Below are 19,840 nucleotides of genomic sequence, written 5' to 3'. Positions count from 1 at the left end.
CAATTTGATTAAAGAAAAAAGCAGTTATTGTAATAATAATTGCTTTTTTTTTAACTATTTCTTGCCTTCCTGTACAATCTTTTTCTCGCAAAAAGAAAACGATTAAAAAAGAATTCACACTGTAATCACGGCTAAAATACTAATGTCTATTGTTAAAATTTGTAAATAATTCACTATATTTGAGATAGTTATCATTATAAGTAATCGTTTATTATACACTAGTATGGAAAATAGAAAATTTACTGTTACAGATGATTTATTAGCTTCTAAAAGCCAGCGTCTCCTTAATTTTAGTATCGATTTACTGATTATCTATTTTATCGAAATCACTATTGGAACAACTATAATTATAATTGGAGACTTGACCAATAGTTATGGTGCCTCTAATTGGGTTGAATCATTGAGCCTAATTGAAAGTTTCTTTTTTGGACTGATTGTATTGTTCTTTTACTACGGAATTACTGAAATGTATTTTTCCAGGACTTTCGCGAAGTATTTTACAAAAACAATTGTTGTAAAGTATGATGGTTCAAAACCAAATATGAAAAGCATTGTTATAAGAACGGTATCCAGATTAATTCCTTTTGAGCCTTTTTCCTTTTTAGCTAGTGATTCACGAGGATGGCATGATGTATTATCCGTAACTTATGTGGTAAAAAAACAGGAGTTTATTGAAAGAAATAAATTGTTTAATCTCTCTGAAGAAACAGTATTTTAATACTATTTTTTTTAAAGGATAGTGATTAATTCTTCTTAATAAAACCTAGTAAATTTTTAAATTTACTAGGTTTTTATTTTGGTTATTAAATGGTTGCTATTTTTTCTATAGCAATTCTCATCTCTTGAGCTGCGGCTACCATTTCTATTAAAGCTTTTTTAGTTTCATCCCAATGACGGGTTTTTAAACCACAATCCGGGTTTACCCAAAGTTGATCGATAGGGATAACTGCCGAAGCTTTCTCTAATAATTTTACCATTTCGGTACGAGAAGGTACACGTGGTGAATGAATATCATATACACCAGGTCCTATTTCATTTGGATAATTGAAATCGGCGAATGCATCAAGTAATTCCATTTGAGAACGAGAACATTCTATGGTGATTACATCGGCATCCATGTCGGCAATATTCTGAATGATATCGTTGAATTCGCTGTAACACATATGTGTATGAATCTGGGTGTCGTCGGTTACGCCACTTGCTGAAATTCTAAAGGCTTTTATAGCCCAATCCAAATAGGTTGGCCATTCTTCTTTACGTAAAGGTAGTCCTTCTCGAATGGCAGGTTCATCGATTTGAATAATCTTAATTCCTGCATTCTCTAAGTCAACGACTTCATCTCTAATTGCCAATGCAATTTGGGTGCAGGTTTCCGAACGGGATTGATCGTTTCTAACAAAAGACCATTGCAGAATAGTTACAGGGCCGGTAAGCATTCCTTTTACCCATTTTGCTGTTAATGATTGGGCAAATTCAGCCCATTTCACAGTCATTGGATTTGGACGGGAGACGTCACCATAAATAACGGGAGGTTTCACACAACGGCTGCCATAGCTTTGTACCCAACCATTTTTGGTAAAAGTAAATCCGTCTAATTGTTCGCCAAAATATTCGACCATATCATTACGTTCAAATTCTCCGTGAACCAATACATCAATGCCAGTTTCTTCTTGAAAACGAATAGTCTCTTCTGTTTCTTTTTTGAGTAAGTCATCATATTGTTGTTGATTTAACTCGCCTTTTTTGAACTTCGCTCTCCAGCTTCGTACGTCAGTGGTTTGTGGAAAAGAACCAATAGTAGTAGTAGGGAATAAAGGAAGATTCAGTACGTCTATTTGTTTTTCTCTTCGAATTGAAAACGGATTTTTTCTTTGATCATCACCGGTTGTAATACTGGCGACACGATTTTTGACCGCATCATTATGTATTAATTTTGAAGTTTTTCTGTTTTCATTGGCGATAGTATTTTCTTCAAAAGGGATAGAATTACTAATATCTATTTCATTTGAAGCAAAATGTTTAAGCAGTACTATTTCTTCTGTCTTCTGTTTGGCGAAAGCCAGCCACTGCTTGATTTCAGGAGTTAGTGTTTCGTTATTCGTTTCTAATTCTAAATCGCATGGAGAATGAATCAGTGAACATGATGGTGCAATTAACACTCTGTTTTGACCAAGAGCATCTGTCGCTTTCTTGATAAGTGCTAAAGATTTTTTGAAATCATTCTTCCAAATATTTCTACCGTCCACAACACCGAGTGAAAGATTCACGTTGCTTGATAATTGCCCTGATTCCAGAATATCATCCAATTGGGAATGACAACGAACTAGATCTAAATGTAATGTATGAACAGGTAAAGCAAGAATGGTCTCGAGATTTTCACCGAAACAATCAAAATAATTAGCAAGAATTAGTTTGATTTTAGGGAAGCGTTTGTTGATTTCAGTATATACATAAGTGATTGCATTTCTTTCTTTTTCAGTTAAATTCAAAGCTAAAAATGGTTCGTCAAATTGAATCCATTCTACGTTTTCATTCTGTAATTTTTGTAGTATTTCAAAATATACTGGAAGTATTTTATCGATAAGATCAATTCTATGAAAACCTTCTTCTTTTTCTTTCCCAAGAAGGAGGTAAGTCACGGGTCCTATAAGTACGGGCTTAGTTGCAATTCCTAAAGTATTGGCTTCTTTAAATTCATCGATTATTTTTTCGGTAAATAATTTGAATTCTTGGTTTTTAGTAAATTCTGGTACGATGTAATGGTAATTGGTGTCAAACCATTTTGTCATTTCCATGGCAACTACATCTTGTCCGTCTTTTTGCGTACCTCTGGCCATTGCAAAATACAAATCAATTGAGGAATTAGTTTTAGCTAATTCTAAATAGCGTTTTGGAATTACACCCAATGTAAGCGATAAATCCAATACTTGATCGTAAAACGAAAAATCGTTAGAAGGTATTAAATCGATTCCTGCGTCGGCCTGTAATTGCCAGTTTTTCTTACGGATATTCGCACCTGTAGCCAAAAGTTCGTCTACTGAAATTTTCCCTGCCCAATACGATTCACAGGCTTTTTTTAATTCTCTGTTGCTACCAATTCGCGGGTAGCCAAGATTGTTTGTTAGCATTTTTTTGCTTTTTAAATGATGAATAAATCAGTTAAAAGCTCTTTATGCATTTCAAATGCGAAGTAGAAATGAAAATTAGAAAGGGCAATACGTTACAAAAGAGAAATGCACAATAAGTCATGAATAGTCATGCTTGTTGTGTTCAGAACGCACCATACCTGACTATTGCTTCAAATCGCGAAAGCATTGTCAATTCGATAAAGGGCAGGTCTCCTGACTTGTAACATTTTTATCACCCTTCCCATTTGCCATTAGCTAACAGTGGATCTTATTTCAGATAAAAACTTTTTGTGTTACTTACAGTTGCGCGACAGTTCGTGATTTACACACGATTCCCTATTAATCTACAGTTAAGTAAAACCCTTATCGGTTGATGAAGAAATAAATTAAGAACTTAAATTCTGTGCAAAAGTACCACTAATCACTTAAAGTTTTTTCCGATAGGTTTACAAATTTGTTATTTTTAGGATATTGTATTAATATGATTCGATACTTTAGATTTTTCTTATAAATTAAGTCGTACCTGACTTTATTTCACTTGATAATGTTTCTATTTCTTTTATCTTTGAAAATAAATCTAAAAATAAATCATGAACTGGGAACAACTTTTATCACTAAGACGACAAGGCGACAAAGGCAAAAGATTACGTGTAGAACAAGATGACACCCGTCTGGGTTTTGAAGTTGATTATGACCGTATTATCTTTTCATCTGCTTTTCGAAGTTTACAGGATAAAACACAAGTTATTCCGTTGTCAAAAACTGATTTTGTTCATACCAGATTGACGCACAGTTTAGAGGTTTCGGTTGTGGGACGCTCTTTGGGACGTTTAGTTGGAAAAAAAATTATCGAAAAATATCCGCATCTGAAAGAAGTTCATGGCTATCACATGAATGATTTTGGAGCAATTGTAGCTGCAGCTTCATTGGCTCATGATATTGGGAATCCACCTTTTGGACATTCTGGTGAAAAAGCGATTGGAGAATATTTTTCGATTGGAAAAGGAAGGCAATACAAAGACCAGCTAACTGCAAAAGAATGGCAGGACTTAGTCGATTTTGAAGGGAATGCTAATGGGTTTTCAGTATTGACTGCAAGTCGTCCCGGAATTGAAGGCGGACTTAGAATTTCGTATGCGACTCTTGGCGCTTTCATGAAATATCCAAAGGAAAGTTTACCTAAAAAACCAACTGAAAATATTGCCGATAAAAAATACGGCTTCTTTCAGACTGACAAATCCTTTTTTCAGGATGTGGCTAATGACATGGGCCTAGTTTCAAATAAATCAGGAGATAATATAGGTTTCGAAAGACATCCTTTGGCGTATTTAGTCGAAGCTGCGGATGATATCTGTTATACTATTATTGATTTTGAAGACGGCATCAATTTAGGTTTAGTTTCCGAAGATTTTGCCTTGGAATATCTGATAAAATTGGTAAAAGACAGTATCGATACTTCTAAATACAAGACTTTAGAAACCAAAGAAGACAGAATTAGCTATTTGCGCGCTTTGGCAATTGGTAGTTTAATTAATGATGCAGTTAAAGTTTTTATAGAAAATGAAGCGTTAATTCTGGCAGGTAAATTTCCTTATGCTATAATGGACAGGAGTAAATATAAAGCGCAAATGGATGATATTATCAAAATTAGCGTTAAAAATATCTACCAAAGTCGTGAAGTAATAGAGAAAGAAATTGTCGGTTATCAGATTATACAAACTTTGTTAGATAAATTCATAACGGCTTTCAATAATAAATTCAACGGGGAAGCATCTAATTATGATGCTTTAATTATGAAAATGCTACCCGAGAAACATCATTTGGAAAAAGAAAATCTTTATGGGAGATTACTCCATATTTGTCATTATGTGTCTCTTTTAACTGATGGAAATGCACTAGAATTGTTCGAAACCATTAATGGAAGAAAAAGATCGTAAGAGTTTAAAAAGCATAAACTATTCCTACACCTAACAATTGTTTTAGTTGTATTTTTGCACCTTCGGTAACTTGTTTACCGTCAATTTCCTTTTTGGATTTAATATCATCATCATAAACTATTCGTGTACCTATATTCGCTTTTACATATTGGTTTACGACTAAGTCCAATAATAAATCATAATCTACATCAACATTTCCAAAATTATTAATGTAGTCAGAGTAAACACTTATGCGGTTTTCTATATTAACGTTTTTGAAAATTTCTTTTTTGTAAAGACTGGTCATCAAAAAACCAAGTTCTGTTTTTGATCGTTTACCTTCAGAAACTAAAATTCCGTCACTGTCATAAGTAGCTTTTTCGACACCAAAGGCACCTTGGTTGGCTAATCTTTGATCTAAAACTAAAGTTGTTTTAAAAGTAAATGGAGAAATGTAGAATATTCTATTTTTTTCTTTATTAGCATTTTCAGCACCGATACCCATAAATGCATACGCTGGGGCTAAAGGTTTTGAGATGGCGATTTCTTTGTTTGGGTAGGAATATCCATTTGTGAACTGTGTGTTAAAATTAAATTTTGCACTGTGATACCAATTGGTTATGGTGTCTTTTCTATAACCGAATGTGGAGTTAAATTGCAACGCGTCATCGGATTTTCTTATCTCAATTCCGTCTTGTTTATTTAAACCATATCGAATTACAAGTTCATTTACCCATTTGCGATTTTTTTTGGCGTAAACCCTTGAAAAATCACCTTTAATCAAGCCTGATATGGAACTTGTTCCCCCGGCACTCCAATTGACAAAAGCAATTTCAGAGAGGTAGAAACCTAAACTATTTTTTTTTGTCCAAGGAGATACAGTCATTATAGGGATTGGCGGGTGTATTTTTAATGCAACTGTCAAAGGTGCTAAAGTAGTGACTTTTACAAGTGCTGTTGTAGGAGTAAGCCCTGCTATTACGGGTGTTGCTGATGTCTCTTGAGAAAAACTAGTTATAGAAATTGTTAGTAAAAAGAAGAGTAAGGCGTGGGACAGTAATTTCATAAAAGCATATTGAATTTAAGGGTGCAAAATAATTATTTTAATAACCTGAAAAAAGTATTTCAAGACTTTTAACGTCAATTTTACAATATTGTTGTAATTCGCTAACGGTTCCTTGTTCAATGAATTCATCAGGAACACCAAGAAGGGTTATTTTTGACGTATAATTATTTTCGGATGCAAACTCGAGAACGGCACTTCCAAAGCCACCTTTGATAACGCCGTCTTCTATTGTTATTATGATTGTAAATGTAGTAAAAATAGAATGTAATTCCTTATCATCTAATGGTTTAACAAAAGAAAAATCATAATGCGCAATGGATTCGGGGTGGTGTGTTTTGGCTATAGCCAAAGTAACATTGTTACCAATTGTTCCATTGGATAAAACAGCAATTTTAGAGCCTTTTTTAAGGCAATTTGCTTTCCCGATTTCTATTTTTTTATAGTCTGATTTCCAGTCAGTAAGTACGCCACGACCTCGTGGATAGCGAATAGCAATAGGATTGCTTAATCCTAATTGTGCAGTATATAAGATATTTTGTAATGCTATTTCGTTCAGCGGGGCATAAATAATCATATTTGGGATGCATCGTAAATAAGCTAAATCAAAAACGCCGTGATGTGTTGCGCCGTCTTCTCCAACTAATCCGGCTCTGTCTAAGCAAAAAATAACCGGCAAGTTTTGTAAAGCCACATCATGAATCACTTGATCATATCCTCTTTGTAAAAAAGTCGAATAAATATTGCAGAAAACGATCATCCCTTGGGTTGCCATTCCTGCTGCTAAAGTTACTGCATGTTGCTCGGCAATTCCCACATCAAAAGCACGTTTTGGAAACGCATCCATCATGAATTTTAGGGAGCTTCCTGATGGCATAGCTGGTGTAATTCCAACAATTCGTTCATTGCTTTTAGCCAGGTCCAATACAGTCAAGCCAAAAACATCTTGATATTTTGGAGGTAAATTTTCTTCAGATTTTATATGAATTTCGCCTGTATTTGCATTAAATTTTCCGGGAGCATGGTATTTTACCTGATCTTCCTCGGCTTGTTGCAATCCTTTTCCTTTGGTGGTAATGATATGGAGGAATTTAGGGCCTCTTATTTTTTGCAGTCGTTTCAATTCTTTATTAACTGCAAAAATATCATGTCCATCAATTGGTCCTGAATAATTAAAATTCAAGGACTTAATCATATTGTTTTGTCTTGGGTTTTTTCCTTCTTTCACAGCAGTTAGATATTGTTTTAATGCTCCCACACTTGGATCAATACCTATGGCGTTATCGTTAAGAATTACTAATAAATTAGCATCCGTAACTCCGGCGTGATTTAGTCCTTCAAAAGCCATCCCTGAAGCGATGGAGGCATCTCCGATCACAGCGATGTGTTGTTTGTTATGATCGCCTTTTAAATTAGAAGCAATTGCCATTCCAAGAGCTGCCGAAATTGAAGTAGAGGAGTGGCCTACGCCGAAAGCATCGTAAATACTCTCACTTCTCTTAGGGAAACCGGAAATACCGCCTAATTGTCGATTTGTGTGAAAATTTTCTCTTCTTCCTGTCAATATTTTATGCCCGTAAGCCTGGTGTCCTACGTCCCAAATCAAAACATCGTTTGGTGTGTCAAAAACATAATGCAAAGCAATGGTAAGTTCTACAACTCCTAGACTTGCGCCGAGATGTCCTTCTTTTACAGATACAATATCAATAATGAAATCACGTAATTCCTGAGCGACTTGAGGAAGTTGGGCTTCGTCAAGTAAACGTAAATCAATTGGGTTATTTATGTTTGAAAGTAAATTATCTGACATGAAGCAAATGTACGAATTGAATTCTTATTTTTGTAACTATGATAAATCCTTTCAACGACGAATACTTTATGAGAAAAGCTTTGCAAGAAGCTGAAATGGCATTTGAAAAAGGCGAAATCCCTGTTGGTGCAATTATTGTTGTTGATAATAAAGTAATAGCGCGAGGTCATAATCTTACTGAAATGCTTGTTGATGTAACTGCTCATGCCGAAATGCAAGCTATTACAGCTGCTTCTAACTATTTGGGAGGTAAGTATTTAATAGGTTGTACGCTTTATGTGACCTTAGAGCCTTGTCAGATGTGTGCCGGTGCTTTATATTGGAGTCAGATTTCGAAAATTGTTTTTGGTGCAACCGATGAAAATCGAGGTTTTGTAAAAATGGGAACGCAATTACATCCTAAAACTACTGTTGTTCGAGGAGTTTTAGCTGAGGAGTCTTCAGAGTTGATGAAGCGGTTTTTTACTGAGAGAAGAAAATAAAATCTATTATTCGAATTTCGTGGCCCAAATGGCAGTGGAGATCTAATGAACCTAAAAAGCTTTGAAAAAAATTGTAGGGCATAGGAGTAAATAGCTCCAAATTCCTTCGTTTGTCTCACAATGGCGCATAAAAAAACCGCCAATCTCACGAAAGGCGGTTTTAATTTATTCTATAATAACATTTTCTTTTTTATCGTAGAAATGATATTCTAAATACGTGTAAGCGTCACGAGGTATGATTTTCACCCACTTTTTATGTTCAAGAAACCATTTTGAACGTAATGATGGAAAACCTTTTGTAAGGTATGCTGCCACAAATGGATGTACATTAAGGACAACTTCTTTGTGATTTTTTAAAACTCTTTCTAGATCAGAAGCAATTTTATCAATGATTAATATTGGAGCTTCAATTTCTCCATTTTCATTGTTTGGATCTTCTTCTCTAGTTTTAATGTTTACTTCTGGTCTTACTCTTTGTCTTGTAATCTGAACTAATCCAAATTTACTCGGAGGTAAGATTTTATGTTTTGCTTTATCATCGCTCATTTCTTCTCGTAGGAATTCGAACAAAACTTTACGATTTTCGGGATTAGACATATCAATAAAATCGACTACAATTATACCGCCCATATCGCGAAGACGTAATTGTCTTGCAATTTCAGCAGCAGCAATCATATTCACTTCCATGGCCGTATCTTCCTGGTTGGTAGCCTTATTTGAACGGTTTCCGCTATTTACGTCTATAACGTGTAAAGCTTCAGTGTGTTCGATAATAAGATAAGCTCCTTTACTCATGGATACTGTTTTTCCAAAAGAAGTTTTGATTTGTCTCTCTATGTTATATTTCTCAAAAATAGGCGTATCGTTTGATTGATAAAACTTAACAATTGATTGTTTTGAAGGTGCAATTTCTTGCAAATAATCCTTCGTTTGGTTGTACAACTCTTCATCATCAATTTGAATACCACTAAAGGTATCATTAAATACGTCTCTTAATATAGAAGATGCTCTGTTGAGTTCTCCTAATACTTTAGACGGATGATGAGCAGTTGGTAATTTTTTACACATTGCAGTCCATCTGCTAAGCAGGTTCTGCAAATCTTTTTCTAATTCGGCTGTATTTTTGCCTTCTGCTACTGTGCGAACAATAACACCAAATCCTTTTGGTTTGATGGATTGTACTAATCGTTTCAAGCGTTCTTTTTCCTTTTTGTCTTCTATTTTTTGAGAAATAGAAACACGGTCAGAAAACGGAACTAAAACTATAAATCTTCCGGCAAGAGAAAGCTCAGCGCTAATTCTTGGACCTTTGGTCGATATAGGTTCTTTGACGACTTGTACTAAAATAGATTGATTGGCACTTAATACATCTGTGATGGTACCATCTTTGTCTATTTCTTTTTCAAACTGAAAGTTTTTTAGGGAGAAATCTTTTAATTTACCTGCGCTTACAAGTTTTATGAATTTCAGTTGGGAAGATAAATTAGGGCCTAAATCGTGATAATGTAAAAAAGCATCTTTTTCGAAGCCTACATTTACAAAAGCGGCATTAAGTCCAGCAACGGGTTTCCTAATTTTGGCAATAAAAATATCACCTACTTGGAAGTTACTTTTTTCTTCTTCTTTGTGTAATTCAATTAGTTTTCCATCTTTTAATAAGGCAAAATCTACGGCTTCAGAACTAGATCTAATGATTAATTCTTTATTCACGCTGTAAATTTTTTATCTATTCGCCGAGGCGAACAAATGGATTAAACAATATTTTTAACAGGTATTGAACCCGGGGAGAAGAAGTTTTTTAGATAATAGATTTAAAGATAATAGCTTATTTGGCCTTTTATCTGTTTGTCTTTCATCTTTTCGTCTCTTTCTCAATTTCAATGAACGTTTAAAAAGAAAAAAGTAGTTTAAAACTACTTTTTCTTTTTGTGACGGTTAGCTCTCGCTCTTTTTTTACGTTTGTGAGTCGCTACCTTATGTCTCTTTCTTTTTTTACCGCTTGGCATATCTTGAAGATTTATGATTAATTAATATATTATTTTGCTTCGTTATTTATCTTCACTCCTTCTACAAAAACTTTTGCAGGTTTAAATGCAGGAATGTTGTGTGCAGGAATTTTTATTGTTGTATTTTTAGAGATATTTCTACCTGTTTTTTCAGCTCTAGTTTTCACGATAAAACTTCCAAAACCTCTTAAATAAACATTGTCTCCAGTTTCTAATGAATTCTTTACTTCATTCATAAAAGTCTCTACAGTTGCTTGCACATCTCCTTTTTCAAGACCTAATTTTTCTGAAATTTTTGCTACGATATCTGCTTTCGTCATTTTCTTTCCTATTTATTATGTTGTACTATTTTTTTGAGTTTGCAAATATAGGAATTTAAAAAACAATTATTCAAGCTAATTCATTAAATTTTAATAACATAAACTTTTACTTTTGCCAACAAATAATTAAAACATGACTTTTTCTAACTTGTTAATACAATGGTATTTACGCAACAAGCGTGATTTGCCTTGGCGAAATACTACCAATCCGTACCCTATTTGGCTGTCTGAAATCATGTTGCAACAAACACGTGTTGCTCAAGGAATGCCTTATTTTCTGTCTTTTACAGCCGCATTTCCTACTGTTTTTGATTTGGCAAAAGCCGATGAAGAACAAGTTTTGAAACTTTGGCAAGGTTTGGGCTATTATTCTCGTGCCCGAAATTTGCATAAAACCGCTAAGCATGTAGCGGAAGAATTATCGGGAGTTTTTCCAAATAGATATCAGGACTTGTTGAAACTAAAAGGAATTGGAGAATATACTGCCGCCGCGATTGCTTCTTTTTCATATAACGAAGTGGTTCCTGTTGTTGATGGTAATGTTTTTCGGGTTTTGTCTCGTTATTTTGACATTGAGACGGATATTGCAGCAGGTTCTGCCAAAAAGGAATTTGCCGCTTTAGCTTTTGAATTAATGCCAAAAGATAATCCTGCCATTTTTAATCAAGCTATTATGGAGTTTGGTGCATTGCAATGTGTTCCAAAAAACCCTAATTGTGGGATATGTGTTTTTAATGAAAGTTGTGCTGCCTTGCAAAAAAACAAAATAGAGCAATTGCCATTTAAGTCTAAGAAAGTGAAAGTAAGAAATCGTTTTTTTAATTATTTGGTGCTGAATGATGAAAAAGAGAATACTTTAATTCAAAAGCGAACTAATAAAGGAATTTGGCATAATTTATATGAGTTTCCTTTGATTGAAACCGAAAAGGAAAAAGACTTCGATTTTATTTCAACAGAAATACAAAAGACTTTGGGTGTTAATTATGACATTATAAGTGTTGGTGAATGTAGTGAAAAAAGCATCATTCATAAATTGTCGCACCAACATTTATATATTAAGTTTTGGAAGGTGAATATCGATGGTGTACTTGAAAACGGAATAAATAATGTCAGTTTGAAAACGTTTCCGTTTCCTATTGTGATTCATAATTTTATCGAAAAGGATTTATAAAGTTTCTAAAAAAATGTATCTTTGATTGAAATACAATTTTAACATATATGAACGGAACATTGAATAAAGTTATGCTGATAGGTCATCTGGGAGATGATGTAAAAATGCATTATTTTGATGGAGGAAATTGTATTGGTAGATTTCAATTGGCAACAAATGAAGTCTACATTAACAAAACAACCAATGAAAAAATCACGTCCACGGAGTGGCATAATTTGGTTGTGCGCAATAAAGCGGCCGAATTGTGTGAAAAGTACCTGTCGAAAGGAGATAAGATATATGTAGAAGGTCGATTGAAATCACGTCAGTGGCAAGCGGAAGATGGATCTACCAAATACACGACTGAAATTCAAGTGACCGAGTTTACTTTTTTATCTATAAAGAAGGATAACGAGATTAACAGACAAAGTCAAAATTCAGAATCCGTAAAAAATACTAACTTTGACCCACAAAACAACGGTTTGCCAGTCAATGATTTGCCGTTTTGATTGTTTAACTAATCTTTTTTAATTTGGACCCAGAGCCCAGTTTATATTTTGCTTATGCCGTAGACACTGACCTAGTGTTTGGTTTTGTCGGGATATTTGCCTTGCTTTTTTGTTCTGCAATAGTTTCAGGAGCAGAAGTAGCATTGTTTTCTTTGTCTCAAAAAGATATTGATGAAACTTTGCAGGAAAATGTTTCAAAAGGAAAAATCATTGCTGAACTTTTAGAAAAACCAAAAAAGCTTTTAGCGACACTTCTTGTTGCTAATAACTTTATCAACATTGGAGTTGTAATCTTATTTTCATTTGTAGGAAGAAATTTGTTTGCTGCTGTGAATTCGTCGCTGTTAAAATTTATTCTGGAGGTAATTGTACTTACTTTTTTGTTATTGTTATTTGGAGAAGTTTTGCCAAAAGTGTATGCCAGCAGAAACAATATCAAGTTTGCTAAACTAATTGTGTATCCTGTTGCAGCACTTGACAAATTGCTTTCTCCGATAAGTCTACCGATGCGCTCTGCTATTATCTATTTGCATAATAAGTTAGGAAAACAAAAAACGAACTTCTCCGTAAATCAATTGTCTCAGGCATTAGAGCTTACCGCCACAGATGAAACTTCGTCCGATGAACAAAAAATACTAGAGGGAATTGTGAGCTTTGGAAATACGGATACGAAACAGGTAATGAGTCCTCGAATCGATATTTTTGCTTTGGAAATCGAAGAAATTTTTTCAGTTATTTGTCCAAAAATTATTGAAAAAGGATATTCAAGAATTCCTGTTTATCGGGATAATATTGATCAAATAGAAGGCGTTTTATTTGTGAAGGATTTACTGCCTCATATAAATACGAGTGAATTTGATTGGAAGTCACTGCTAAGAGAACCTTTTTTTGTTCCTGAAAATAAAAAATTAGATAACTTGCTTAAAGATTTTCAAAGTATGAAAAGTCATTTGGCTATTGTTGTTGATGAATATGGTGGGACTTCCGGTTTAGTTTCTTTAGAAGATGTGATTGAAGAAATCGTTGGTGATATCAGTGATGAATTTGACGATGAAAATATTAATTTTTCTCAAATTGACGATAAAAATTATCTTTTTGAAGGAAAAATTAACCTTAAGGATTTCTATAGAATCATTGAAGTTGATGAAGAATTATTCGAAATAAAGAAAGGAGAAGCGGAAACATTAGCCGGATTTATTCTAGAGATTTTGGGAAATTTTCCGAAAAAAGACCAGAAAATTGTATTTCAAAATTGCCTGTTTACGATAGAGGCGGTAGATAAAAAAAGAGTTAAACAAATAAAAGTAACGATTGAATAATTAAAAATGTTTAAAAAAATAATCACTTTTTCAACAATAGTACTACTTTCATTATTGAGTTTTAGTTGCAAGGACGATGTTGTGCCTAAACCAGCAAGTTATTTGCGTTTGGATTACCCCGAAGCAAAATATGTTAATTTTGAAAACGATTGTCCCTTTGCTTTCGAAATAAATTCAAATGCTATCATCAAAGGGGAGAAAAGTTGTGGCTTTACGATTTCGTATCCAAAAATGAAGGCTACTATTTACCTAACTTATAAACCCGTGAATAATGATATCGATAAATTATTACGGGATGCTCAAAAGCTAACTTATGAGCATGTTATAAAAGCAGATGATATATTAGAACAGCCTTATTTGAATCCCAGTAAAAAGGTCTACGGCATGTTTTATCAGGTTGATGGTGATGCAGCAACGAACTCACAGTTTTATGCGACGGACAGTACCAAGCATTTTGTGACAGGTTCTGTTTATTTCTATACGAAGCCTAATTTTGATTCCATTATGCCCGCAGCAAGTTATATCAAAAACGATATGCAAAGATTGATGGAAACCTTAAAATGGAAATAATTCATAAAATAAAAGCATTCACCGAACAGTGAATGCTTTTATTCTGTTAAATGAAAATCTAACTACGACTTCATATTAGAAACAGTATATGTTTTTCCATCTGCAGCTGCTTCCACAACTTTAGTTAGTTTTTCTGGACTTTGAATCGTTTTGTCAAAAGTTACGGTGGCTAATTTTGTATCAAAATCTACAGTTGCTTTTTGAACTCCTTCAAGTTCTGTCAAGTCTTCTTGAATTGTTTTGGCACAACCGATAGCGCAGGACATTCCTTCAACTTTGAAATTTGCGGTTTGTAGATTAGCTGCTGCAATTTCTTTTTTAACTTTCGGCGCGCTTGTTTCTGCTGAAGCCGCTGTAGTCGGAGTAGTTTCTGCTGCGTTTTTTTTACAACTTATAAACACAACACAAGCAAGTGTTATAGCTGCTATTGATTTTGTGAAATTCATTTTTATTTGATTTAAATTAAAGGACTAACAATGAGCCACAAAATTAATGAAAAAAAGGAGCGGTATTTCATAAAATAATTACAATTTTGGGGCAAAATTATGGTTATGGATTCTAAGCAATTGAAATGGTTTTATTTAATAGTTCTTGCTCTAGTTTGGGGGAGTTCATTTATACTGATAAAAAAAGGATTGGTTGGTTTAACTGCTTTGCAATTAGGATCTTTGCGAATCATTTTTGCAGCAATTTTTCTTTTATTGATAGGTTTTAAAAGTTTAGCAAATATTCCAAAAGAAAAATGGAAATATATAGCAATGACTTCTGTGTTTGGAACATTTATTCCTGCGTATCTTTTTGCGATTGCTCAAACAGAAATCGACAGTTCAGTAAGTTCAATTTTGAATTCCTTAACGCCTTTAAATACTTTGGTTTTGGGAGGTTTGGCTTTTGGATTACAGTTTAGACGAAATCAAATTTTTGGAGTGTTAATTGGCTTAATAGGAAGTGTTTTGTTGATTTTAAATGGAGCGATTCATCATCCGGAACAAAATTATTACTATGCTGTTTTAGTTTTAATCGCTTCGGTCTGCTATGCCGTGAATGTTAACTTGTTAAAAAAATATTTGCATGATTTAAGCCCGTTGAGTATTACTACTGGTAATTTTGCATTTCTATTGTTACCAACAATAAGTATTTTGTTTTTCTCTGGTTTTTTCGATGTAATTCACGTTGATAAAGTGCAGCATTCGGTTTTGTTTATAATGATTTTGGGAGTTGTAGGAACTGGAATTGCTAATATTCTTTTCTTTAAATTAATCCAGATGTCTTCTCCGGTTTTTGCTACATCAGTAACCTATTTGATTCCTGTAGTTGCTTTCTTTTGGGGATTATTGGATAATGAAATGCTGACTACAGTTCAGTTTTTTGGTGCTTTTATTATTTTGATTGGAGTGTATTTGTCTGCTAAAAAGTAGTTTTCAGATTGGTGTTGCAAGTTTTAAAAAAAGCAAAGACAGTCTGCTTTGAACAGTCTTTGCTTTTTTTAATACAATAATAAGTTTATTTGTAAACTGGTTTTTCTACGGGATTTGCATAGTTGTCAAAGTAAAATATAGGTATGTTTAGTTTTTCCAATCCGGGAATAACTTCCAATCCTTTTCCGGCAATAATAATTCGGGTATTGTCTAAAAGAAAATATTTGTTGGCCGCACGAAGGATATCGTCAGGAGTAACTGCATTTATGGTTTTGATGTAGTTTTCATAAAAATCAGCAGGAAGATCTTCGGTTTCTATGTTTAAAGCATATCGAGCTATTGCCTGTGGTTTTTCTACCTGCATTACAAAGCGACCGATATATCCAGCTTTCACATTTTTAAGTAGTTCTTCTGAGACTTTGTCGGTTCTTATTTTTTTAATTTCTTTGATAAATTCTACCACAGCAAGATCGGTGACAGCGCTTTTTACAGCGGATGCTGATCTTAGTTTTGTGACATATTTTCCAGAGCCGATGATTGAATTTGCGCCATAAGTCCAGCCATTTTTTTCTCTCAAATTCATATTGAGATAACTATTGAAATCTCCGCCAAGAATATAAGTAGCTATTACAGCAGGGAAAAAATCAGGATCGCTCATTTTTAAATTTAACGTATTCACTAGTGAGATTTCGGATTGAACGGCATTGGGAATATCAATAAAATTGATTTGGGTAAAGGCAACATTTTGCGGATCAGGATACGTTAGTTTTGGTGTGCTTCTTTTTTTCCATGAACCAAAGAGCCTTTCAATAATAGGTTTCACATTGTTATATTTAATATCTCCAATAATCACTAAATAGGCGTTTTCGGGGACAAAATAATTTTGATAGTTGGATTCGACATCGGTAAGCGTAACATTTTTAAGGGTTTCTTCGGTTATGGATTCGCCGGAAGGATGATTTTTTCCAAATGCTAGTGCATCAACAACTCTATTAGCGATTGCAGGAACACTTTTTTCCTGGGCTTTGAGTCCTTCTGATAATTTGGCTTTTTCTTTATTGAATTCCTCTTGTGTGAATTTTGGATGTAGTGCGCCATAAGCCATGAGTTCTAAGATTCTTCCTGAGTATTTAGAAAGGGAGCTGGCATAAGCACCTTGTGTGCTAAAGTTTATGTTGGCGCCCAAAAAATCGATTTCTTCATGGAAGGCGTCTTTAGCCATTTTTATGTTTCCATTTCCTATTAGGTTATTACATAATTCATCAACGCCTTTTTTATTGCCTTCTGCATAAGGTGCGTTGTCTAATGCAAGGTTAAAAGTTACTCTGGGTAATTTGTGATTTTCGACAATCAGTACTTTTAAACCATTGTCTAAAATAAAGGTATGTGGTTTTTTTATATTTACGACTGGAGAAACTCCAGGTGTTGGCTGTGGACGATTTTGTGCTTGCATGGATCCTGTGATAAGCAAAATGAATATTAGAATAGTTATTTTTTTCATGATTGAAAACGTCTTAATTTTGAGCCTTTGCTTTCGAAGGGATATAATCCAAAATAAGTCTTTGATTTGGATTTAAATATTTTTTTGCCACTTCTCTAATTTCTTTACGTGAAATTGAATGCAATAAATCGATCTCAGTGTTAATTAAATGCACATCGCCGTAAAGCAAATAATAGGTCGCTAAATTTTCTGCAATTCCTTCTAAGGTGGCATTTTTGTTTACAAATCGATTGTCGAATGTGTTTTGCAATTTTTGAAAATCTTTCTCCGAAATCAATTCTGTCTGAATTTTTACAATTTCCTCGTCAATCTCCTTTATTAAATCTGCAGAAGTGTGTGTTTCCATTGGTAAGCCATACAAAATATACATACCATAATCTTCTTGGCTAAAACCAACAGCGTCAATTTGTAAAGCCATCTTTTTCTCATCAACGATCTTCTTGTATAATTTAGAGCTTTTTCCGTCGCTTAAATAAGATGAAATTAAATCTAAGACTCTGGCGTCTCTCGTTTTCATCGAAGGCGTTCTGTAAGTAGCGATGACCATTGGAATTTGGATATTTGAATCCTCGTATGTCGCTTTTATAGTTTGTGTAATTGGTTCTTCAGCGAAAGTTTGTTTTTTTAGGATCTTCCCTTTTTGGATTGGTCCAAAATATTTCTGAATCCACTCTTTGGCTTTTGTTTTTTCGAAATCTCCAGCAACAACCAGTACGGCATTATTTGGAATGTAAAACTTCTTATTGAAGGCCTGAAACTCTTCTAAAGTGGCAGCGTCCAAATGTTGCATCGAGCCGATAGTAGTCCAGCGATAGGGGTGGTTCTTGAATATATTTTCTTTTACGGCTCCAATAATATTTCCATAAGGCTGATTATCATAACGACTTCTTTTTTCTTCTTTAATCACTCCGTTTTGTGTGTCAATGCCAATTTTATTGATAACAGGATGCATTAATCTTTCGGATTCCATCCAAAGCGCTAATTCTAAATTGTTGGAAGGAAATACTTCATAATAATATGTGCGATCATCAGAGGTGTTGGCATTATTTATTCCGCCATTAGAAGTGACTATTTTGAACCATTCGCCACGTTTTATGTTTTCAGTACCTTCAAATAAGAGGTGTTCGAAAAAATGAGCAAATCCTGTTCTGTCCGGTGTTTCATCTTTTGAACCTACATGATACATTACAGAAGTAACCACCACTGGCGCAGAAGAATCATTATGCAATATAACATGCATGCCATTTTCTAAATCATATTCTTCGAAAGCTATTTTTTGAGCCGAAGCTATTCCTCCAAGCATAAGTGCAGTACTTAACATTATTATTAGTTTTTTCATACGGATTAATACATTTCTATTTGCAATAGATAAAAACGAAAAATATTTATACTTCAAAAATACCTTTTTTTAATCATGATTGTCTGATGATTTAAAGTTTCCGTTAATTTTAACAAATTTTGATTGGATCAATAGCGTTTAAGATTGCTTAAAGTATTGAAAAACAAACTTTAAAGCAGCTAAGGTATTTTTTTGCTTGAGGGATTGCAGGATAAATATTTAATTGTATATTTGCAACCTTAAAAATTATTAAAACAATTCAGTATGTATGCAATCGTAGAGATAGCAGGGCAACAATTTAAAGTAAGCAAAGACCTTAAGGTTTACGTTCACCGTTTGGCAAATGAAGAAGGTTCGAAAGTTTCTTTCGACAAAGTTTATTTGTTAGATGATAACGGTACAATCACAATAGGCGCCCCAGCTATAGAAGGTGCTTCAGTAGAAGCTAAAGTGTTACAACACTTAAAAGGAGATAAAGTTATCGTTTTCAAAAAGAAAAGAAGAAAAGGATACAAAAAGAGAAACGGTCATAGACAATATCTTACTCAAATTGTAATTGAAGGTATTACTGGTGTTGGTGCTAAAAAAGCAGCTCCTAAAAAAGCAGCAGTTGAAGCAACTACAGAAGAGGTAGAAGCTCCTAAGAAAAAAGTAGCTAAAGCTAAAAAAGAAGATACACAAGAATAATAACAAAATAAAACTAATACGTCATGGCTCACAAGAAAGGTGTCGGTAGTTCTAAGAATGGTAGAGAATCAGAATCAAAACGTTTAGGTGTTAAGATTTTTGGTGGTCAAGCTGCTATTGCTGGGAACATCATCGTAAGACAAAGAGGTTCAAAACATAATCCAGGTGAAAACGTTTACATTAGTAAAGATCACACACTACACGCAAGAGTAGATGGAGTTGTTAAGTTCCAAAAGAAAAGAGATAATAAATCATATGTTTCTATACTTCCATTTGAAGTTGAAGCATAATTGATTGTCAATTATTAAAAAGCCCGTTTCGAAAGAAACGGGTTTTTTTATGGATTGTCCCCTCCTTAAGCAGACATAAAAAAACATCATTATGAAAGAGAATCAAAGATGATATAGTGTTTTGCGGATTGAAAAAAACAGGTAAATAGATTTATTCTGATCCTTTTCCACGATTTTTTACTTTTCTTCCATTTGTATCGATTAGCTAAACAATCATTTTTTGTTATGTTGACCTAGTGTTTATGTGTAATAGATAACAGTAAAAAAGCACCAAAATGTCACGGCCAAAAACAAAAAACCCTCGCATTGAATTGCAAGGGTCTTCATAGTAA

The 19,840-nt window shown here is 33.9% G+C and carries 18 protein-coding genes and 1 riboswitch; of the genes, 10 read left to right on the top strand and 8 right to left on the bottom strand.

What is annotated here, in order from left to right; genetic code table 11:
- Nucleotides 1–223 precede the first annotated feature (223 nt).
- Complete coding sequence (locus tag ACNQGN_RS05490; RefSeq protein ID WP_417986836.1) at nt 224–718, top strand: RDD family protein; 495 nt, start codon at nt 224–226, stop codon at nt 716–718.
- A gap of 85 nt (nt 719–803) precedes the next feature.
- Here ACNQGN_RS05490 and metE read toward each other — a convergent pair whose 3' ends face one another.
- Complete coding sequence (gene metE / locus ACNQGN_RS05485) at nt 804–3,128, bottom strand: 5-methyltetrahydropteroyltriglutamate--homocysteine S-methyltransferase (protein ID WP_417986835.1); 2,325 nt, start codon at nt 3,126–3,128, stop codon at nt 804–806.
- 186 nt (nt 3,129–3,314) lie between these two features.
- Nucleotides 3,315–3,508, bottom strand: a riboswitch (cobalamin riboswitch).
- A 210-nt stretch (nt 3,509–3,718) separates the two neighbouring features.
- On the opposite strand from metE, the gene ACNQGN_RS05480 reads away from it, so the two are divergent.
- The gene (locus ACNQGN_RS05480; RefSeq protein ID WP_417986834.1) at nt 3,719–5,065 is read left to right on the top strand and encodes a deoxyguanosinetriphosphate triphosphohydrolase; all 1,347 of its coding nucleotides are present in this window, start codon (nt 3,719–3,721) and stop codon (nt 5,063–5,065) included.
- A 4-nt stretch (nt 5,066–5,069) separates the two neighbouring features.
- Here ACNQGN_RS05480 and ACNQGN_RS05475 read toward each other — a convergent pair whose 3' ends face one another.
- Together ACNQGN_RS05475 and ACNQGN_RS05470 are read right to left on the bottom strand one after the other, a co-directional pair.
- On the bottom strand, nt 5,070–6,110 hold the full coding sequence (locus ACNQGN_RS05475; protein ID WP_417986833.1) for a DUF3078 domain-containing protein: 1,041 nt from the start codon (nt 6,108–6,110) through the stop codon (nt 5,070–5,072).
- Nucleotides 6,111–6,147: 37 nt separating this feature from the next.
- Nucleotides 6,148–7,917 (bottom strand): 1-deoxy-D-xylulose-5-phosphate synthase, encoded by a 1,770-nt coding sequence (locus ACNQGN_RS05470; RefSeq protein WP_417986832.1) that lies wholly within the window; start codon nt 7,915–7,917, stop codon nt 6,148–6,150.
- A gap of 38 nt (nt 7,918–7,955) precedes the next feature.
- On the opposite strand from ACNQGN_RS05470, the gene ACNQGN_RS05465 reads away from it, so the two are divergent.
- Nucleotides 7,956–8,399, top strand: a complete 444-nt coding sequence (locus tag ACNQGN_RS05465) for a nucleoside deaminase (RefSeq protein ID WP_417986831.1) — start codon at nt 7,956–7,958, stop codon at nt 8,397–8,399.
- 165 nt (nt 8,400–8,564) lie between these two features.
- Here the strand turns inward: ACNQGN_RS05465 and ACNQGN_RS05460 are convergent, their stop codons facing one another.
- Together ACNQGN_RS05460 and ACNQGN_RS05455 are read right to left on the bottom strand one after the other, a co-directional pair.
- On the bottom strand, nt 8,565–10,109 hold the full coding sequence (locus ACNQGN_RS05460; RefSeq protein ID WP_417986830.1) for an Rne/Rng family ribonuclease: 1,545 nt from the start codon (nt 10,107–10,109) through the stop codon (nt 8,565–8,567).
- A gap of 325 nt (nt 10,110–10,434) precedes the next feature.
- Nucleotides 10,435–10,725, bottom strand: coding sequence for an HU family DNA-binding protein (locus ACNQGN_RS05455; protein WP_016989051.1), 291 nt, complete (start codon nt 10,723–10,725; stop codon nt 10,435–10,437).
- A 133-nt stretch (nt 10,726–10,858) separates the two neighbouring features.
- On the opposite strand from ACNQGN_RS05455, the gene mutY reads away from it, so the two are divergent.
- From mutY to gldD, 4 genes are read left to right on the top strand one after another with little or no spacing between them, the layout of a single operon-like run.
- On the top strand, nt 10,859–11,896 hold the full coding sequence (gene mutY / locus ACNQGN_RS05450; protein WP_417986829.1) for an A/G-specific adenine glycosylase: 1,038 nt from the start codon (nt 10,859–10,861) through the stop codon (nt 11,894–11,896).
- 47 nt (nt 11,897–11,943) lie between these two features.
- The gene (locus ACNQGN_RS05445; RefSeq protein ID WP_417986828.1) at nt 11,944–12,384 is read left to right on the top strand and encodes a single-stranded DNA-binding protein; all 441 of its coding nucleotides are present in this window, start codon (nt 11,944–11,946) and stop codon (nt 12,382–12,384) included.
- Nucleotides 12,385–12,407: 23 nt separating this feature from the next.
- A complete protein-coding gene (locus ACNQGN_RS05440) occupies nt 12,408–13,703 on the top strand; it encodes a gliding motility-associated protein GldE (protein WP_417986827.1) in 1,296 nt (431 codons plus the stop codon).
- A 6-nt stretch (nt 13,704–13,709) separates the two neighbouring features.
- Nucleotides 13,710–14,273, top strand: a complete 564-nt coding sequence (gene gldD, locus ACNQGN_RS05435; RefSeq protein ID WP_417986826.1) for a gliding motility lipoprotein GldD — start codon at nt 13,710–13,712, stop codon at nt 14,271–14,273.
- Between the two features lie 62 nt (nt 14,274–14,335).
- Here gldD and ACNQGN_RS05430 read toward each other — a convergent pair whose 3' ends face one another.
- Nucleotides 14,336–14,719: a heavy-metal-associated domain-containing protein gene (locus ACNQGN_RS05430; RefSeq protein WP_417986825.1), complete on the bottom strand. Its 384-nt coding sequence runs from the start codon at nt 14,717–14,719 to the stop codon at nt 14,336–14,338.
- A 105-nt stretch (nt 14,720–14,824) separates the two neighbouring features.
- Between ACNQGN_RS05430 and ACNQGN_RS05425 the strand changes: the two genes are divergently transcribed.
- Complete coding sequence (locus tag ACNQGN_RS05425; RefSeq protein WP_417986824.1) at nt 14,825–15,691, top strand: DMT family transporter; 867 nt, start codon at nt 14,825–14,827, stop codon at nt 15,689–15,691.
- A gap of 85 nt (nt 15,692–15,776) precedes the next feature.
- Here ACNQGN_RS05425 and ACNQGN_RS05420 read toward each other — a convergent pair whose 3' ends face one another.
- On the bottom strand, nt 15,777–17,192 hold the full coding sequence (locus ACNQGN_RS05420; protein ID WP_417986823.1) for a M16 family metallopeptidase: 1,416 nt from the start codon (nt 17,190–17,192) through the stop codon (nt 15,777–15,779).
- A 13-nt stretch (nt 17,193–17,205) separates the two neighbouring features.
- Nucleotides 17,206–18,531 (bottom strand): M16 family metallopeptidase, encoded by a 1,326-nt coding sequence (locus tag ACNQGN_RS05415; RefSeq protein WP_417986822.1) that lies wholly within the window; start codon nt 18,529–18,531, stop codon nt 17,206–17,208.
- A 264-nt stretch (nt 18,532–18,795) separates the two neighbouring features.
- Between ACNQGN_RS05415 and rplU the strand changes: the two genes are divergently transcribed.
- Together rplU and rpmA are read left to right on the top strand one after the other, a co-directional pair.
- Nucleotides 18,796–19,218, top strand: coding sequence for a 50S ribosomal protein L21 (gene rplU / locus ACNQGN_RS05410; protein ID WP_291248821.1), 423 nt, complete (start codon nt 18,796–18,798; stop codon nt 19,216–19,218).
- 23 nt (nt 19,219–19,241) lie between these two features.
- Nucleotides 19,242–19,508, top strand: coding sequence for a 50S ribosomal protein L27 (gene rpmA, locus ACNQGN_RS05405; protein WP_026709571.1), 267 nt, complete (start codon nt 19,242–19,244; stop codon nt 19,506–19,508).
- Nucleotides 19,509–19,840 lie beyond the last annotated feature (332 nt).

The sequence above is a fragment of the Flavobacterium rhamnosi genome (assembly GCF_048286515.1).
In the GTDB taxonomy this organism is placed as follows: domain Bacteria; phylum Bacteroidota; class Bacteroidia; order Flavobacteriales; family Flavobacteriaceae; genus Flavobacterium.
The sequence above is the reverse complement of the archived record's forward strand: the minus strand, read 5'-3'. Positions and strand labels throughout refer to the sequence as shown.

What these genes read in the sequence shown, in the direction of transcription:
- ACNQGN_RS05480 (WP_417986834.1), top strand. Translation starts at nt 3,719, where the DNA reads ATGAACTGGGAACAACTTTTATCACTAAGACGACAAGGCGACAAAGGC.
- ACNQGN_RS05470 (WP_417986832.1), bottom strand. Translation starts at nt 7,917, where the DNA reads ATGTCAGATAATTTACTTTCAAACATAAATAACCCAATTGATTTACGT.
- ACNQGN_RS05420 (WP_417986823.1), bottom strand. Translation starts at nt 17,192, where the DNA reads ATGAAAAAAATAACTATTCTAATATTCATTTTGCTTATCACAGGATCC.
- ACNQGN_RS05465 (WP_417986831.1), top strand. Translation starts at nt 7,956, where the DNA reads ATGATAAATCCTTTCAACGACGAATACTTTATGAGAAAAGCTTTGCAA.
- ACNQGN_RS05455 (WP_016989051.1), bottom strand. Translation starts at nt 10,725, where the DNA reads ATGACGAAAGCAGATATCGTAGCAAAAATTTCAGAAAAATTAGGTCTT.
- rpmA (WP_026709571.1), top strand. Translation starts at nt 19,242, where the DNA reads ATGGCTCACAAGAAAGGTGTCGGTAGTTCTAAGAATGGTAGAGAATCA.
- mutY (WP_417986829.1), top strand. Translation starts at nt 10,859, where the DNA reads ATGACTTTTTCTAACTTGTTAATACAATGGTATTTACGCAACAAGCGT.
- gldD (WP_417986826.1), top strand. Translation starts at nt 13,710, where the DNA reads ATGTTTAAAAAAATAATCACTTTTTCAACAATAGTACTACTTTCATTA.
- ACNQGN_RS05430 (WP_417986825.1), bottom strand. Translation starts at nt 14,719, where the DNA reads ATGAATTTCACAAAATCAATAGCAGCTATAACACTTGCTTGTGTTGTG.
- ACNQGN_RS05415 (WP_417986822.1), bottom strand. Translation starts at nt 18,531, where the DNA reads ATGAAAAAACTAATAATAATGTTAAGTACTGCACTTATGCTTGGAGGA.
- ACNQGN_RS05490 (WP_417986836.1), top strand. Translation starts at nt 224, where the DNA reads ATGGAAAATAGAAAATTTACTGTTACAGATGATTTATTAGCTTCTAAA.
- ACNQGN_RS05445 (WP_417986828.1), top strand. Translation starts at nt 11,944, where the DNA reads ATGAACGGAACATTGAATAAAGTTATGCTGATAGGTCATCTGGGAGAT.
- ACNQGN_RS05425 (WP_417986824.1), top strand. Translation starts at nt 14,825, where the DNA reads ATGGATTCTAAGCAATTGAAATGGTTTTATTTAATAGTTCTTGCTCTA.
- rplU (WP_291248821.1), top strand. Translation starts at nt 18,796, where the DNA reads ATGTATGCAATCGTAGAGATAGCAGGGCAACAATTTAAAGTAAGCAAA.
- metE (WP_417986835.1), bottom strand. Translation starts at nt 3,128, where the DNA reads ATGCTAACAAACAATCTTGGCTACCCGCGAATTGGTAGCAACAGAGAA.
- ACNQGN_RS05475 (WP_417986833.1), bottom strand. Translation starts at nt 6,110, where the DNA reads ATGAAATTACTGTCCCACGCCTTACTCTTCTTTTTACTAACAATTTCT.